The organism is Oceanicaulis sp., assembly GCF_051859625.1.
Taxonomy (GTDB): Bacteria; Pseudomonadota; Alphaproteobacteria; order Caulobacterales; family Maricaulaceae; genus Oceanicaulis.
In genome coordinates, this window is record NZ_JBHYFH010000001.1 from 1512908 (window position 1) to 1528795 (window position 15888).

The 15888-nt window shown below is 63.0% G+C and carries 10 protein-coding genes; 6 read left to right on the forward strand and 4 right to left on the reverse strand.

The annotated features are described in order from the left end of the window. The first annotated feature begins 78 nt into the window (after positions 1-78). The gene (locus tag ACTIGF_RS07365) at positions 79-1560 is read left to right on the forward strand and encodes a spinster family MFS transporter (RefSeq protein ID WP_439636239.1); all 1482 of its coding nucleotides are present in this window, start codon (positions 79-81) and stop codon (positions 1558-1560) included. Between the two features lie 15 nt (positions 1561-1575). Here the strand turns inward: ACTIGF_RS07365 and ACTIGF_RS07370 are convergent, their stop codons facing one another. Then, positions 1576-3618: a 3-hydroxyacyl-CoA dehydrogenase NAD-binding domain-containing protein gene (locus ACTIGF_RS07370; protein ID WP_439636240.1), complete on the reverse strand. Its 2043-nt coding sequence runs from the start codon at positions 3616-3618 to the stop codon at positions 1576-1578. 159 nt (positions 3619-3777) lie between these two features. On the opposite strand from ACTIGF_RS07370, the gene ACTIGF_RS07375 reads away from it, so the two are divergent. The 4 genes from ACTIGF_RS07375 to ACTIGF_RS07390 all read left to right on the forward strand — a co-directional run bounded on the left by ACTIGF_RS07375 (position 3778) and on the right by ACTIGF_RS07390 (position 10985). Further along, positions 3778-5496: a class I adenylate-forming enzyme family protein gene (locus ACTIGF_RS07375; RefSeq protein ID WP_439636241.1), complete on the forward strand. Its 1719-nt coding sequence runs from the start codon at positions 3778-3780 to the stop codon at positions 5494-5496. 55 nt (positions 5497-5551) lie between these two features. Further along, a complete protein-coding gene (locus ACTIGF_RS07380) occupies positions 5552-6778 on the forward strand; it encodes a TetR/AcrR family transcriptional regulator (RefSeq protein ID WP_439636242.1) in 1227 nt (408 codons plus the stop codon). 390 nt (positions 6779-7168) lie between these two features. Beyond that, positions 7169-10129: a TonB-dependent receptor domain-containing protein gene (locus ACTIGF_RS07385; protein ID WP_439636243.1), complete on the forward strand. Its 2961-nt coding sequence runs from the start codon at positions 7169-7171 to the stop codon at positions 10127-10129. Positions 10130-10208: 79 nt separating this feature from the next. After that, the gene (locus tag ACTIGF_RS07390; protein ID WP_439636244.1) at positions 10209-10985 is read left to right on the forward strand and encodes an SDR family NAD(P)-dependent oxidoreductase; all 777 of its coding nucleotides are present in this window, start codon (positions 10209-10211) and stop codon (positions 10983-10985) included. A gap of 19 nt (positions 10986-11004) precedes the next feature. Here ACTIGF_RS07390 and ACTIGF_RS07395 read toward each other — a convergent pair whose 3' ends face one another. The 3 genes from ACTIGF_RS07395 to ACTIGF_RS07405 are packed head-to-tail and all read right to left on the reverse strand — an operon-like array spanning position 11005 to position 14529. Next, positions 11005-12099 (reverse strand): acyl-CoA dehydrogenase family protein, encoded by a 1095-nt coding sequence (locus ACTIGF_RS07395; protein WP_439636245.1) that lies wholly within the window; start codon positions 12097-12099, stop codon positions 11005-11007. Positions 12100-12102: 3 nt separating this feature from the next. After that, the gene (locus ACTIGF_RS07400; RefSeq protein WP_439636246.1) at positions 12103-13299 is read right to left on the reverse strand and encodes an acyl-CoA dehydrogenase family protein; all 1197 of its coding nucleotides are present in this window, start codon (positions 13297-13299) and stop codon (positions 12103-12105) included. 18 nt (positions 13300-13317) lie between these two features. After that, on the reverse strand, positions 13318-14529 hold the full coding sequence (locus tag ACTIGF_RS07405; protein ID WP_439636247.1) for a thiolase family protein: 1212 nt from the start codon (positions 14527-14529) through the stop codon (positions 13318-13320). Between the two features lie 185 nt (positions 14530-14714). Between ACTIGF_RS07405 and ACTIGF_RS07410 the strand changes: the two genes are divergently transcribed. Continuing rightward, positions 14715-15887: a DUF3089 domain-containing protein gene (locus ACTIGF_RS07410; RefSeq protein ID WP_439636248.1), complete on the forward strand. Its 1173-nt coding sequence runs from the start codon at positions 14715-14717 to the stop codon at positions 15885-15887. The last annotated feature ends 1 nt before the right edge of the window (position 15888 follow it).

A 15888-nucleotide genomic window follows, 5' to 3' on the forward strand; every position in this document is an offset into this window, starting at 1 on the left:
CGCGAATGATCAGAAACTACGGTATGGTCATGAACCAAATAAGCGCCGCACGAAAACGAGCGCATACAGGGGGTATACATGGCGAATGATGCAGACGGCGAAGCCGTTAGCGGCGGTGTAAGTGAGGCGGGTCGAAACTACGGTACGCCGCGCTATCGCTTTTATGTCCTGAACGCCTTGCTCGTGGTCTACATCCTGAATTTTGTGGATCGGGGCTTGCTGGCGGTCGCCGCAGCGCCGATCAAGGCGGATTTGGGGATCGATGACACCGGCTTCGGCCTGCTGACAGGGTTTGGCTTCGCCATGCTCTACACGCTGGCGGGCATTCCCATCGCCCGACTGGCGGAACGCAAGAACCGGGTCATCATCATTGCAGTCTCGGTGGCGTTCTGGTCGCTCATGACGGCGGTCTGCGGCCTGGCCATGGATGTGACGATTTTCGGCTTCGTCATCGGCGGGTTCTGGCTGCTTTTGCTGTTCCGCATCGGCGTCGGGCTGGGCGAAGCAGGCTGCACGCCGCCCGCCAACTCCTTGCTCGCTGATTATTATGCGCCGGAAAACCGCTCCTCGGCGCTCGGCTATTACGCCATGGGTGTAACGCTCGGCTCTATGCTCGCCAGCCTGATCGGCGGCCCGGTCACGGATGCGTTCGGCTGGCGCGCCGCCTTTTTTATCCTCGGTCTGCCGGGAATCGCCATCGGCGCCATTTTGTGGCTGACCATCAAGGAGCCGCCGCGTGGCTATACCGATCCGCCGAACGCGCCGCGTCCTGAGAAAGCCGATTTCGGCGCGGCGATGAAAGAGCTTCTGGCCAAGCCGTCCTACTGGACCATGACCGCCGGCGCGACGGTCGCCGCTTTCTGCGGATACGGCATTTCGAGCTTTCTGACGCTGTACGTGGTGCGCAGCTTTGAGCTGACCACAGGGCAGGCGGCGGTGTACTTCAATGCGCCCGCGGCGCTGGCCAGCGCCATCGGCACCTTTGCATTGGGGTGGCTGGCGACGCGCCTGCAAAAGCGCAACGCCGCCGCGATCGCCTGGCTCGCTGCAGGCGGTCTGGCCTTGTCCGTGCCCTTCTATCTGGTCGCTTTCACGACGGAGATCGCCTGGCTGTGCGTGCTCACCCTGTCTCTGGGCGGCTTCATCAAATACGGCTATCTCGCCGCGCAATACACGATTGGCCAAGGCGTTGTGAGCACGCGGGTGCGCGCGACGGCCACCGCGATCCTGTTGTTCGTGGTGAATTTGCTGGGCTATGGCCTGGGCCCGCTGTTCGCCGGCGTGGTGAGTGACTTCTGGTTCACACGCATGCGCGGTGCGGCGGATCTGGGTTTTGCGGTGGACAGGGCGGCGTGCGACGCCGCGCAAACGGCCGCAAACGCCGCCCGGCTGGCCGGGGAGGCCAGCGCGGGAGCGTCGGATGCGCTTTATGGGTTCTGCGTCGAGGCGAACGCGGCGAGCACGGAATACTCGATGGTCACCATCGCCCTGATCTACATTGTCGCGGCAGGCTTTTTCGTGCTGTGCGCGCGCAAGCTCAAGCAGGATCTGGTGGCGTAAGGCGCGCGGGCGGCGCTAGTTGAATGCGCCGCCCGTTTCCGCCGTCTGACGCAGGAGCGCGCTGATCTCAAAGCCATCGGCCAGGCGATCGGCATGCCGCTCCAGACCCTGGAGCACCGTCTTGGCCCCGATCTGGTCGGCCCAGAACATCGGACCGCCGCGATAGCTGGGCCAGCCATAGCCGTACACCCAGACCACGTCGATGTCGGAGGCGCGCTGGGCGATCCCTTCTTCCAAAATTTTCGCGCCCTCGTTCACCATCGGGTAGAGCAGGCGCTCAAGGATTTCCTGGTCTTCGACCTTGCGGCGGACATAACCCGCTTTTTCGGCGAACTGCGCGATCACCTCTTCCACATGGGCGGAGGGAACGCCGCGGCGGTTGGCGTCGTAATCATAGAAACCGGCCTGGGTTTTTTGTCCGCGCCGACCTTCCTCGCACAGGATCTCGCGTACGGTGGAGGACGCAGTTGTTTCCGGATCCCATCCAATGTCGAGACCGGCGAGGTCCGCCATCTGGAAGGGGCCCATGGGCAGGCCGAACTCCACAAGCACCCGGTCCACATCCCAGGGCTTGGCGCCTTCCAGGATCAGGCTGTTGGCCTCGGCCTGGCGCTGGGCGAGCATGCGATTGCCGATGAATCCGTCACATACCCCTGAGACGACCGCGACCTTGCCGATCTTGCGCGACAGATCCATGGCGGTGGCAAGCACGGAGTCAGAGGTTTTCGCGCCCCGCACAATCTCCAGAAGCTTCATGATGTTGGCGGGCGAGAAGAAATGCAGCCCCACCACCGCCTCCGGGCGTTCGGTCGTGGCCGCGATGTCGTCCACATTGAGATAGCTCGTATTGGTGGCGAGGATCGCGCCCGGCTTCACGATGGAATCAAGGCGGCTGAAGACTTCTTTCTTGATCTTCATCAGCTCGAACACCGCCTCGATGACGAGATCGCAGTCTGACAGCGCCTCCATCTCCAGCGTCGGCGTCAGCAGCGCCATGGCCTGTTCGACCTGCGCTTCGGTGAGTCGCCCCTTGGCGGCGTTGGCCTCATAGTTTTTGCGAATGATCGCGACGCCGCGGTCCAGCGCGTCCTGTTCGCGTTCCACCAGGGTCACCGGTATGCCGGCGGACAGGAAGTTCATGGTGATGCCGCCGCCCATGGTGCCGGCGCCGATAACGCCGACTGCTTTCACCGGGATGCGCGGCGTGTCCTTGGGCACGTCGTAGATCTTGGCGGCGGCGCGTTCGGCGAAGAACAAATGGCGCAGGGCGGCGGACTGGTCCCCGGTCATCAGCCGGGTGAACAGGGCGCGCTCTGTCTTCAGCCCGTCTTCCAGCGGCAGTTCAGTCGCGGCCTTCACGGCCTCGATGCAGGCCTGCGGCGCTTCAAGGCCCCGGAAGCGACGGGCATTGGCTTTGGCGAACGCGTCAAATGCTTCCCGGTCAGTCGAAAGCTTGTCTGTGCGAGCGCCCGTGCGCGGGATCGGCTGGCCGACTTTCTCTTGCGCAAAGGCGATGGCGCTCTCGCGCAAGTCTTCCGGCGCGACCAGTCTGTCGACGAGCCCCAGCCCTTGGGCTTTTTCAGCGCTGATCGGATCGCCCTTGGCGATCATGCCGAGCGCCGCTTCGACGCCCACAAGGCGCGGCAGGCGCTGGGTGCCGCCAGCGCCGGGCAGAAGTCCCAGCTTGACCTCCGGCAGGCCGAGTTTCGATCCCGCCGCGGCGATGCGGTAGTGCGCGCCAAGCGCCACTTCCAGCCCGCCGCCAAGGGTCGTGCCGTGCAGCGCGGCGACCACGGGTTTGTCCAGCGCCTCGATCTGTTCGATCAGGTCAGGCAGCGAAGGCGCTTGCGGCGGTTTGCCGAATTCGGTGATGTCCGCGCCGGCGTGGAAGGTGCGGCCGTTGCAGGCGATCACCACGGCTTTGATCGCCGGGTCGGTTCGCGCGGTCTCGATGGCGGTCATCAGGCCAGAGCGCACGGCGTGAGACAGGGCGTTCACGGGCGGGTTGTCGGAGACCACCACAAGGACGCCATTGGTGATGTGTGTGTTCACGCTCATCGTCGCTCTTCCTTCTGTCAGACTAGTGTCATACCCGGTTTTCTATTGCCTGTATCGCGGGGGTCAAGACTTGCCCGCCGACAGGGGGCGATTGCCGGGTCTTGCGGGTTCGGATAACGTGAGAAAAACAATACATACAATAAAAAAGGGAGGTGGATGATGGGCGGAACCGCGTGGCCGGTCCTGTCGGTGAGTGAAGCGCGGCGACGCTTGTGCGAGCCGGGGTCTCTTTTCGAATTTGAAGTGCGTGATATCAATGGCGCGCCGGTGCGCGTGTGGAAGAACGGCCCGCAAACCCTGCCTGACCTGGTGAGAGCTGCGGCGGGTCATGGCGACCGCGAATTTCTGGTCCTGGATGATGACCGGGTGAGTTTCCGCGCGTTTTGCAACGCCGCGGCCGTGCTGGCGCAAACACTGCGCGCGCGGGGCGTGGTCAAGGGCGACCGGGTCGCGATCGCCATGCGCAATCTGCCCGAGTTTCCGGTCGCGTTTTTCGCCGCCGCCGCGGTCGGCGCCATTATCGTGCCCTTGAACGCCTGGTGGACGGCGGACGAGCTGGCCTATGCGCTAGATGATAGCGGCGCGCGAAGCCTGATCTGCGATGCTGAGCGTTGGGCGGTGCTCGCCAACGCAAGCCTGTCTCTGGATGCGCTGGTGTGCCGCGCGGACGCCCCTGTCGATGCAGATCGCCTTGAAGACGTGATCGGCGCGCCGAACGACTGGGCGGCTCTGCCTGATCAATCCCTGCCGGATGTGGACATCGCGGCGGATGATCCGGCGACCCTGTTTTACACCTCAGGCACCACAGGCCGCCCGAAAGGCGCTCTGGGAACGCACCGGAGTTCAATGAGCAATGTGCTGGCCACCGCCTATGCCGGGGCGTTCGCGGCGCTGCGGCGGGGTGAGCCGATTCCCGAGCCGCAACCGCGCGCCTCGCTCTTGCCGATCCCGCTCTTTCATGTGACCGCTTGCAATGCGCGCATGCTGTCGAGCCTTCATGTGGGCCATAAAATCGTTCTGATGAACAAATGGGACCCGCTGGAGGCGTTCAGGATCATCGAGCGCGAAAAGATCGCTTACACAGGCGGCGTGCCCGCCATCGCCTGGAGCCTTCTTGAGCATTCTCAGCGTGGTGAATTTGACCTCTCCTCGCTTGAAGGCGTGGCCTATGGCGGCGCGCCGGCGGCGCCCGAGCTGGTGCGTCGGCTTCATGAGGATCTGGGCTGCGAGCCTGGCACGGGCTGGGGCATGACGGAGACCAGCGGCACCGTCACTCGGCATGACGGAGAAGATTATCTCAACCGTCCCGACAGTTGCGGCCCGCCCGTGGCGGTGGCGGAGCTGAAGATCATGAGTCTGGATGGGACTCGCGAGCTTGGAGTCGGCGAAGTCGGCGAGCTCTGGGCGCGCGGGCCGATGGTGGTGACGGGGTATTGGAACAAACCTGACGCCACCGCCGAAACCTTTATCGACGGATGGGTGCGCACCGGGGATGTCGCGCGTCTGGATGAGGACGGATTCTGCTACATCGTCGACCGGTCCAAGGATGTGATCATCCGCGGCGGCGAGAATATTTATCCGGTCGAGGTGGAGAACCGTTTGTATGAGCATCCCGCCGTTGTAGATGCGGCGGTGGCGGCGATCCCGCACCAGATCTTGGGAGAAGAGCCGGCGGCGCTCATCACGCTGTCGCATGGCGCGTCGGTAGACGAGCCGGCGCTTCAGGCTTTCGTGCGAGAGCGGCTCGCAGGGTTTAAAACGCCGGTGCTTATCCAGGTTCATGACGCGCCCTTGCCGCGCAACGCCAGCGGCAAGATCCTGAAGGCTGAGGTGCGCCGGATCCTGGCGGCTGAGGCGGTCCGGCGACGCCCGGCCTGAACGTGAAGGGGGCTAGAGCGGTGACCTTGCGCGAGACGCGCTATAAGCTGTCGAAATGAACGAGATCGCTCCCCCAGCCGTCGCCAGTCGCTTTGATCGCAAGCGCGACCAGATAGTCTCCGCCGCGACCGAGCTGATGAACGAGCTTGGCTTCAAGGGCATGACCCTGACCAAGGTGGCGCACGCCATCGATCTGAACACCACCAGCATCACCTATTACTTCAAGCGCAAGGATTTGCTGGCCGAGGCGATCCTGTCGGACGCAATCCAGCGCTATTCAGACATCGTTGAGCGCGCTGCGCTGGAGCGCGACCCTTATGACAAGCTGCATTGCATGGTCTGGTCGGTGCTGGAGTTGTTCGCGGCGATCCGTTCAGGCGATGCGCCGCCGGTGGCGAACCTCTCACACATCCGCAGCCTGGAAGAGCCCCTGCGTTCGCAACTGAGCGACAAATACATCGCCCTGTTTCGCCGGGTGCGCACTTTCTTTGATCGCGATGAACCCGCTCGCAAGACGCTCGCCACGGCGCAAACTCATGTGTTGCTGGAAAACCTGTTCTGGGCCCAGGCCTGGCTGCGGCGCTATTCTCTTGGGGATTTCGAACGCGTCGCCCATCGTTTCAGCGAAGTCCTCGCCTATGGGGTGTCAGCCAAGGGGCCTCGCTGGGATCCGGTTGCGCTGACGGTGGACCGCCCAGAGACCCTTGAAGGGCTGGGCGAGATGAATATCGCCTTTCTCAAATCCGCCGCCATCACCATCAATGAATGGGGATATCGCGGCGCCTCGGTCGATCGAATCGCCGCCGAGCTCTCCGTCACCAAGGGCAGTTTCTATCATCATTTGCAGAGCAAGGATGATCTGGTGCTGGCCTGTTTTGATCTGAGCTATGCACGGGTGTCGCTGGCGCAGCGCGCGGCGGAGCGGATCGAGGGCGACCACCATGCCAAGCTCTGCTCCTCAGTGGCGTCGTTGCTCGATTTGCAGCTTCACGGCGAGTCTCCCTTATTGCGCACCACGGCGCTTTACGCGCTGCCGCCCGATGTGCGAGCGGGCGTCATCGAACGCTCCAACCGTATGGCCCGCCGGTATGCCGGTGTGCTGATTGACGGCATCACTGAAGGCTCCATCAAGGCGATAGACCCCTTGATCGCCGCCCAGATGGTCATGGCGACGCTCAACACCGCGTTTGAGATGCGCCGTTGGGCGGCCGATCAATCTCCTGACGTGGCCATCGAGACCTACGCCTCGATCATTACGCGCGGGATCATCCAGGACGTCTGAAAACCAGACTGTTTGAGAGCCTGACGTGCGCTCACAGCCAAGCTGTGCGCGCCGCATGTTATATGTATATGGCAAACTCGTAGTTCAAACCGGATCAGCATAAACGCGGATTGCGGCGCCCTGTATGGGAATTTTGAACATACCGGTCATTCTATTTTTTTCTTGAACGCAATCATGGAAGCTGTAGCGTTTCCCTCATGGAGGCTTTTGGGGGAGCACAGCAGCCGGATCGCCGCACAGGGGCAGACCTTCTCAAGTGTTGAGGAAGCGCCACAACCGGCGCGCGAAAGCGCTCAGCGGCCAGACCATCAGGATAAGGCGCCGAAAAGGCGCAGGCCGCCAATGATGCGGCGAACAAGACCTCAACGTAGGTCGGGAGGAGAGATCAATATGCAGACCAAGGCGAAGCTCATGCTGAGCGCCGTGTGCGTCCCGTTGATGCTGACGGCGGCTGCAACTGCGCAAGACGCAGCGGCGGGCGAACAGTCCGAAACCCGCCATGCAGACCGTATTGTGGTGACCGGGAGTTATATCCGCGGCCGCGGCGAGGACGGCGCGCTGCCGGTGGATGTGTTCGGGGCTCAGGAACTGGATAATCGCGGCATCGATAGTCCGCTTGAATTCATGAAGACATTGCCGTCCGTGGGGCCGGTGATGGGCGATTCCAACCAGTACGCCGCCGGTACGGAACAGGGGGTGGGCTCGATCAATCTTCGAAGCCTGGGACGCGAGCGCACGCTGGTCCTGTTCAATGGCCGCCGTACGATCTCAAGCCCCGGCACAGGGTCGACCGACACCAATCTCATTCCGTTCTTTGCGATCCAGCGGATCGAGGTGCTCAAGGACGGCGCGGCGTCCACCTATGGCTCTGACGCCATCGCGGGCGTGGCCAACTTCGTCACCTATGACGCGTTTGAGGGCGTCGAGGTGTCCGGCAGCTATAATTTCGTCGACGGATCAGACGGAAACTATCAGGCGAGCGTGCTTGCCGGTGACCGCTTCGGCGCCGTGGACGTGATGGTGGGCGCAGGCTGGCAGCGCCGCAATGAATTGCCCAACACCGAGCGTGATTTCACACAAGCCGACTACGCCGTGAACCCGACGGGGTACTCCTTTCTGTCCAATCCGGGAACGTATCTGCCGATCATCCCGGGCTTCGGCGTGGTCGGACTGGGCGTGGACGGCGCGCAACTGGATACTTGCAACGCGCTGGGCGGGTTTGACGGGGTGTTCCCGGTCTCGCCGACCACCGCCTATCCGGTGTGCCGGTATTCCTATGTCGACTTCACCAACCTGGTGGAGGAAGAGGACCGCTATCAGATCTATGGCCAGATCGACATGGATCTGGGGCCCGCCACCTCTTTCCATGCCGAGGCGATCTATGCCGGCATGGAGATGATCAACTATGCCGGCTCGCCCAGCTATCCGCCGGTGCAAGGGCCCCTGGGGCCGGGCAGCGCCAACGCGTTCAGCGTGCCGGCTAGCAATCCAGGCTATGCCGCCTTCCTGTCGCAGACGTTTCCGGCGGGCTCGCCCGCCTATCTGTCCTCGCTCTCCAACATCCTGTTCTTCCGTCCCTTCGCGCTGGGCGGCAATCCGCTGGATGAGCGTGGCGCAGGCCTGGGGTCAGCGGAGAACGAGGCTTGGCGTCTGTCTGCCGGGTTTGAGCATGATTTCTCCGAGAGCCTGAGTGCGGAGCTCTACGCCACAGTCATTCATTCCAATCGCAAGAATGCGGTGCGCGACTTTGTGGGCGATCGTCTGCAACGCGCGCTCAATGGCCTGGGCGGAGCAGAGTGCTCCGGGACGACGCCGGGGGCCAATGGCTGCCTGTACTTCAACCCGTTCATCAATTCCGCGCCGGGTCATCCCGCGCTCGGCCTTGATAATCCCGCCTATGTGCCGGGCAATGAGAACGATCTCGATCTGATCAACTGGATGTATCAACCCAGCGGCACCGATCAGACCGAGGATCAGTTCATCCTTGATCTGATCTTCAGCGGCTATGACACGGTGTTCGGCCAGCAGGTGGATTACGCGTTCGGGGCCCAGTATCGCCGCACCGAATATGAATCCCTGCCTGCAAACGTCTTTAGCGATCCGGAAGGCTATCCGTGCGCCGTCGAGGGCGTGAGGACCTGCCTGGATGACCCCAATGACAATGACCTGCCGATCGGTCCGTTCATCTTCCTGGGGCAGTACTCCACCGTGAATGTGGAGCAGGACGTCTACGCCCTGTTCGCCGAAGCCCTGATCGAACCGTTTGACGGGTTCGAGGTGACTGGCGCGGTGCGGTACGAGGATTATGGCGATCCGGTGGGTTCCACGTTCAATCCCAAGCTCTCCGCGCGCTGGCAGGTCACCGAACGCGTGGCGCTCCGCGCCTCTGTCGGCGACACCTTCCGCGCTCCGTTGCCGAGCGATCTTGAAGGCGACGGCCTGACCCTTGTGGAAGGCATTGATGCGGCGGGCGGCGCCTTCAAGGCCAACCAGATCGCCGGCAATCAGAACCTCTCGCCTGAAACGGCGCTGACCTATAATTTCGGCGTGCTGTTCCAGGCGGGCGGATTTAGCGCCAGCGTCGATTACTGGAACTATGACTTTGAAGGCCGCTTCACGGAACTGCCGGTCCAGGCGATCGCCAGCGCGGTCGCGCCCGGCCCGGTGACGGACGGCACTCAGGCGGTCAATTGCGCCAGCCCGTTCGTCGAGTTCGTCGTGTTCGCTGGCGGGGTTTGCGACGCCAGCACCACCGCCAACGACATCTCGCGCATTCTCGTGCAGGTGGTGAACGGTCCGGACGTGACCACGAACGGGTTCGATTTCTCGCTCAATTATACCGGCGATATCGGTCCGTACGCCTTTTCCGGCGGGTTGAACGCCACCTATACGGCCGAGTACGAGTTTGGCGAGTTCGTCTATGAGGGCCTGACCTTTGACGGGGCGTATGATGCGGCCGGCTTTGCAAACTACAACCGCGCGCCAGGCACGGTCTCGCCCTGGCGGGCGAGCGGTTTCGCCAGCCTCAGCCGGGGTCGGTATAATGCGACCTACAGTGTGACCTATATCGACGGCGTGGAAGATAACCGCTGCCCGTCGAACGCGGCCTGTACGCAAACGCCGGAGTTTGGAGACACCAATTTCGCGCGAACGGTGGAGTCCTATACCCAGCACGATCTTACGGGCTCGGTGGATCTGTCAGCGCTTGGGGCGGATCTGCAATTGCAGGTCGGGGTGGAGAACATGTTCGACACCGATCCGCCTGCCGCGCGGCTCGAGCTGAGCTATGATCCCTATATCGGCAACCCGCTGGGGCGGGTCTACCGGCTGGGGCTGACCGCGCGTTTCTAGCGGGTCTTGGAAATCTCCCCCTGAGGCCGGGCGAGTCCCGGCCTCTTTTTTTTGACTCGATGCAACAGGAAATCCAGACATGTCCCTCTTTGATCTGACCGGAAAGACCGCGATCATCACCGGATCCTCTCGCGGCATCGGCCGCGCCATAGCCGAGCAGCTGGCCCGGCAGGGCGCGCGCGTGGTCATTTCAAGCCGAACCCAGTCTGATTGTGATGCGGTGGCGGACGCCATCAACCACACCCATGGAGAGCAGCGCGCCATGGCGATGGCGGCGAGCATTTCGTCAAATTCTGATCTTGAAGCCCTGTTCGCGCAGACCCGCAGCACATTCGGTCCGGTGGACATTCTGGTGTGCAACGCCGCGAGCAATCCGCATTACGGCTCCATGGACACGATCAGTGACGAGCAGTTCCGCAAGGTGCTGAACAACAACGTTATTTCGAACCATTGGCTGATTCAGCTGGCCTTGCCCGACATGCGCGCGAAACAGGATGGGTCGATCATCGTCGTCTCGTCCATCGGCGGTTTGCGCGGGTCTGAAACCATCGGCGCTTACAACATTTCCAAAGCGGCGGATTTTCAGCTGGTGCGCAATTATGCACTGGAGGCCGGACCTCAGAATATCCGGGTGAACGCGATTGCTCCGGGGGTGGTGAAAACCGATTTCGCCCGTGCGCTCTGGGAAGATCCGAAAGCCGAAGCGGCTGTGTCAAAGCGGACGCCCTTGCGGAGGCTTGGCGAGCCGGACGATATCGCTGGCGCCGCGGTCTATCTGGCCGGGCGGGCGGGGGCCTGGATGACCGGGCAGATGATGGTGATTGACGGCGGGGTGACCGCCGGCGTGCTCGTCTGAGCCGCCGACGGTCCTGCCGTCAGGACGCGGCGAGCTTGAGATAGCGTGCCATGTGCGCGTCCTCATCGCCGAGCACATGGTCGAGCATGATCAGACGCTTGGCGAAATGCGAAAGCGGCATTTCCCACGACATGCCGATGCCGCCATGCATCTGGATCGCTTCTTCCGCGGTGAGCGCGCCCACCTTGCCGATGGTGTATTTCGCCGCGGAGCCGAAGCGGTCGCGCACCGCCGGCTCTTTGGCGAAGTACGCCGCCGCGTTGATGGCGGACGAACGCGCCTGTTCGATTTCCAGCGCGACGGTGGTCATGCGGTGCTTGAGCGCCTGGAACGCGCCGATCGGCACGCCGAACTGCTTGCGGGTGCCCAGATAGTCGATCGTGGCGTCGCGCAGGACCTCCATGATCGCCACCGCTTCCCAGACCGTGGCCACAAGGCCCATGGCGCGGGCTGCGTCGATGACCGCTTGTGCGCCGCCCGCTTCGCCGATCAGGCGCGCAGGCGTGTTTTCGAGCGTCAGCTCGCCGGCTGCGCCGCCGTCCACAAGCCGATAGGACCGGCGCTTGAGGCCGTCCGCATCGGAGTCCATCAGGAAGGTGGAGGGGCCTGCATCGGTTTCAGCGGTCACGACAATCAGATCCGCCGCGCCCAGATAGTCAACGACGCCTTTCGCGCCGCTCAGTCGCCAGGTGTCGCCGTCCTGGGTCGCACGGACCGGAGCGACCACGCTTCCGTCAGCATTGATGGCAGGCTCGTCGGCGAAGGTGATGATGCGCGATCCGGCGATGAGATCCGCCAGAGTGTCCGCGTCACCCGCGGCTTCCAGCACCTTGCCCGCCATCAGCGTCGCCAGGAAGGGGCCGGTGGCGAGCGCCTTGCCGACTTCTGAAAACACGGCGCCGGCGTCAAACGCCGAGCCGCCATAACCGCCCGCCTCTTCAGAGAACAGCATGCCCAGCACGCCGAGCTCGGTCAGGCCTGACCACATGTCGCGGCTGAAGCCGTCTTCGCTGTGAGCGGCCGCCTGACGCGCCTCCCAGTCCAGCGTGTCGGAGAAATACCGTGACAGCGAATCCGCCATCATGCGGCGATCGTCACCCAAGGAAAAATCCATGTCCTAGAGCCCCATCATCGATTTGCCGATGATCTCGCGCTGCACCTCGTTGGAGCCGCCGAAGATCGAAAGTTTGCGATAGTTGAAGTATTGCGAGGCCACCGGCGCCGCCCAGTCCGGGCCCACCGGCTCTCCATTGAAGCCGCCTTCCAGCGCTTCCTCCAGGAAGGGCTGGGCGTAGCGCCCGGCGGCGCGACGCATCAGGGCCGTGATTTTCTGGCGGATCTCCGTGCCGCGAATTTTCAGCATGGAGGATTCCGCCATCGGCGTCTGGCCGCGACCCACGCTGTCCAGCACGCGCAGATTGGTGGTGCGCATGTTTTCCAGATCAATCTCGATCTCGGCCATGCGGGCGGCGAACAGCGGATCTTCGATCAAGGCGGCGTCGCCGCGACGTGTGGTCCGCGCGACCTCTTTCAGCCGCTCGAACGCGGCCATGGAGGCGCCGACCCCGGCGATATTGGTGCGCTCATAGCTCAAAAGGTATTTCGCGCAGGTCCAGCCCTTGTTCTCTTCGCCGACGAGATTCTCGACAGGGACCTTCACATCAGAGAACCAGACCTCGTTGACCTCGTGGTCGCCGTCCAGAAGCTTGATCGGGCGCACTTCCAGGCCTGGCGTGTCCATGTCGATCAGCAGGAAGGAGATGCCCTCTTGCTTCTTGCCTTCCTTGCTAGTGCGCACCAGGCAGAAAATCTTGTTCGCGTATTGGGCCAGCGTGGTCCAGGTCTTCTGCCCGTTGACGATATAATGATCGCCTTCACGCACGGCGGAGGTCTTCAGGGAGGCGAGATCAGAGCCGGCGCCCGGCTCGGAATAGCCCTGACACCACCAATCGGTGCCGTCCAGAATGCGGGGCAGCCAGTGGTTTTTCTGCTCTTCGGTGCCGAACTTGTTCAACACCGGGCCGAGCATGGAGACGCCGAACGGCACGATGCGCGGGGCATGCGCCAGCGCGGTTTCGGTCTCGAAGATGAAGCTTTGCACCACGCTCCAATTGGTGCCGCCGCGGTCTTCAGGCCAGTGCGGGGCCAGCCAGCCGCGGTCATTGAGGATGGCGTGCCATTCCTCCATGTCCGCCTTGGTCAGGTGCTGACCCTGGCGCACCTTGTCAGACAGCCGCGCAGGCAGCTTGTCCTTGAGAAATGCGCGCACTTCCTCGCGGAAGGCTTCGTCTTTTTCGGTAAAATCGAGATCCATTATGGTCTCCTCCCGCTATTATTGGTCGACCAGTTCAAACAGTCCGGCCGCTCCCATGCCGCCAGCCACACACATGGACACGACCACATATCGCACGCCGCGCCGACGTCCTTCCAGCAAGGCCGCGCCCACCAGGCGTGATCCGGTCATGCCGAACGGATGCCCGACGGCGATTGCGCCTCCGTTGACATTAAGCGTCTCGGGATCAATTCCCAGCCGGTCACGGCAATAAACGATCTGACTGGCGAACGCTTCATTGATTTCCCACAGCCCGATATCGCCGATTGTCAGGCCCGCCCTGTCCAGAAGCTTGGGAATGGCGAAGACCGGCCCGATGCCCATTTCGTCCGGCGCGCAGCCAGCGGCCTGAAACCCGCGAAACACGCCCAGCACCTCGCGGCCTTCGGCCTTGGCCGTAGCGCGATCCATCAGGATTTGCGCCGCTGCGCCGTCAGAGAGCTGGCTGGCGTTGCCCGCTGTGACATATGCGCCCTCAGCAATGGTCTCGCCGCCGCTCCACACCGGCTTCAGGGCCGAGAGCGCCTCATAGGTCGTGCCGGGGCGTACGCCTTCATCGGCGGTCAATCGGACGATTTCTCGTCCGGCGTCGCCGCCATCCTTGGCGCGCACGATCTTTTCAGTCTCCAGCGCCACGATCTCCGCGTCCAGACGCCCCGCCTCGATGGCCGCCGCGGCGCGTTGCTGGCTCTCGGCGGCGTAGCGGTCTTGCGCTTCACGGCTGACGTCATAGCGCTGCGCGACAATTTCGGCGGTTTCGATCATGGCCATATAGGCGTCGGGAGCCGCTTCGAGCACGCTGTCAGAGCGCCAGCTGGCGTCCGGCAGGCCTGGCAACCGGGTCGAGGAGACGGATTCAACCCCGCCAGCGAGCATCATATCGGCGTCTCCGGACAGGATCGAGCGCGCCGCGAAGGCTATAGCGGTCAGACCTGAAGCGCATTTGCGGTCGATTGAAGTCGCGGGGAGGGTTTTGGGCAAACCGGCGGTGAAGACGCTCATGCGCGCCAGATTGTAAAATTGCGGTCCGTACTGGTTGCCGACGCCAAAGATCACATCGTCGATCCGGTCAGGATCAATCCCGGCCCGGTCCACCGCTGCGTTCATCACGTGGGCGGCGAGCCGGTCAGGCGCGGTAGCGTTGAAGGCGCCGCGATGCGCTTTGCCGATGGGCGTGCGGGCGGTGGAGACGATGACGGCTTCGCGCGCCATGGCGGGTCCTTTCAAGGGCGTCAGGGCAAGCCCCGTTTCGCCATACCAGTTTTTCTATTTTTTCGGGAGCCTTATGACGCAATCGCGCGCAGGGCTCAATATGGCTCTCTTTATGGTCGACATTATCAATGCCATCAACCACACTCATGCATACTCAAATAACAAAAGTCCTGGGGAGGACCCGTATGAGAACCAAGCTTCAACCTGTGATGAGAACGCTGGCGAGCGCAGCTGTGTTCGCTGTTCTGGGCGCTGCAGGTCCCGCCTTGGCGCAAGAGGGCGTCGCCGCCGCGCCTGATTATGATGACGGCGCGACCTGGCTGTGCCGGCCAGGCCGGGAGGATTCCTGCGCCATTGATCTGACCGCCGCAATCATCGCCACGGACGGATCCGTGGCGATCGAGACCCACCAAGCTGCGAGCGCACCGGCTGTCGACTGCTTTTACGTCTATCCGACCGTATCCCTCGATCCCGGCGCCAATAGCGATCTTGAGGCCGGCCCGGAAGAGCATGCGGTCGTCGCCGCCCAGTTCGCCCGCTTCAGCGAAGTCTGCCGACCGTTTGCGCCGCTGTATCGTCAGGTGACCATTCCCGCCTTGCGCGCCGCCATGGCCGGCGAGGGCGACACGATGGCCGCCGGCGTGCTGGCCTATGGCGATGTGCGCGAGGCCTGGCGGCATTACATGGCGCATGACAATGATGGGCGCGGCGTCATCTTGGTGGGTCACAGCCAGGGCGCGCGCATGCTCAAAACCCTGATCGCGCAGGAAATCGAGACGGGACCAGCGGTGGATCAGGTCATCGGCGCCTATCTGATCGGCTATAATGTGCTGGTGCCAGAAGGCGAAGCCGTAGGCGGGGATTTCTCCGTCATGCCGGTCTGCACCTCTGGCGACGAAGCCGGATGCATTCTCTCTTACGTATCCTTCCGCGATGACGTCCCGCCGCCTGCGAGCACGCGGTTTGGCCGCAGCGGGACGGACGGCATGGCGGTGGCCTGCGTCAATCCGGCGGCGCCGGGCTCGGCTGAGGCCGCTCCGCTTGAAGCGTATCTGAGCAATCTGCCGGACGCCTATGGCGAGCAAGGCGATGCGGCGACTGCGAGGGTCGAGGAGCGGTTCATGAAGCTTCCGGGCTTCCTGACCGCGCAATGCCTTGATCAAGGCGGCGCGCAATACCTCTCTGTGACGGTGAACGCCGACCCGCAGGATCCGCGCACCGACGTGCTGGTCGGCGATGTGGTGGTTAATGGTCAGGTGCTGGAGGATTGGGGCCTGCACCTTGTGGACATGCATGTGGCCATGGGGGATCTGATCGACTTCGCCGCCCGTCAGATCGCCACCTACGAAGACCGTTAGA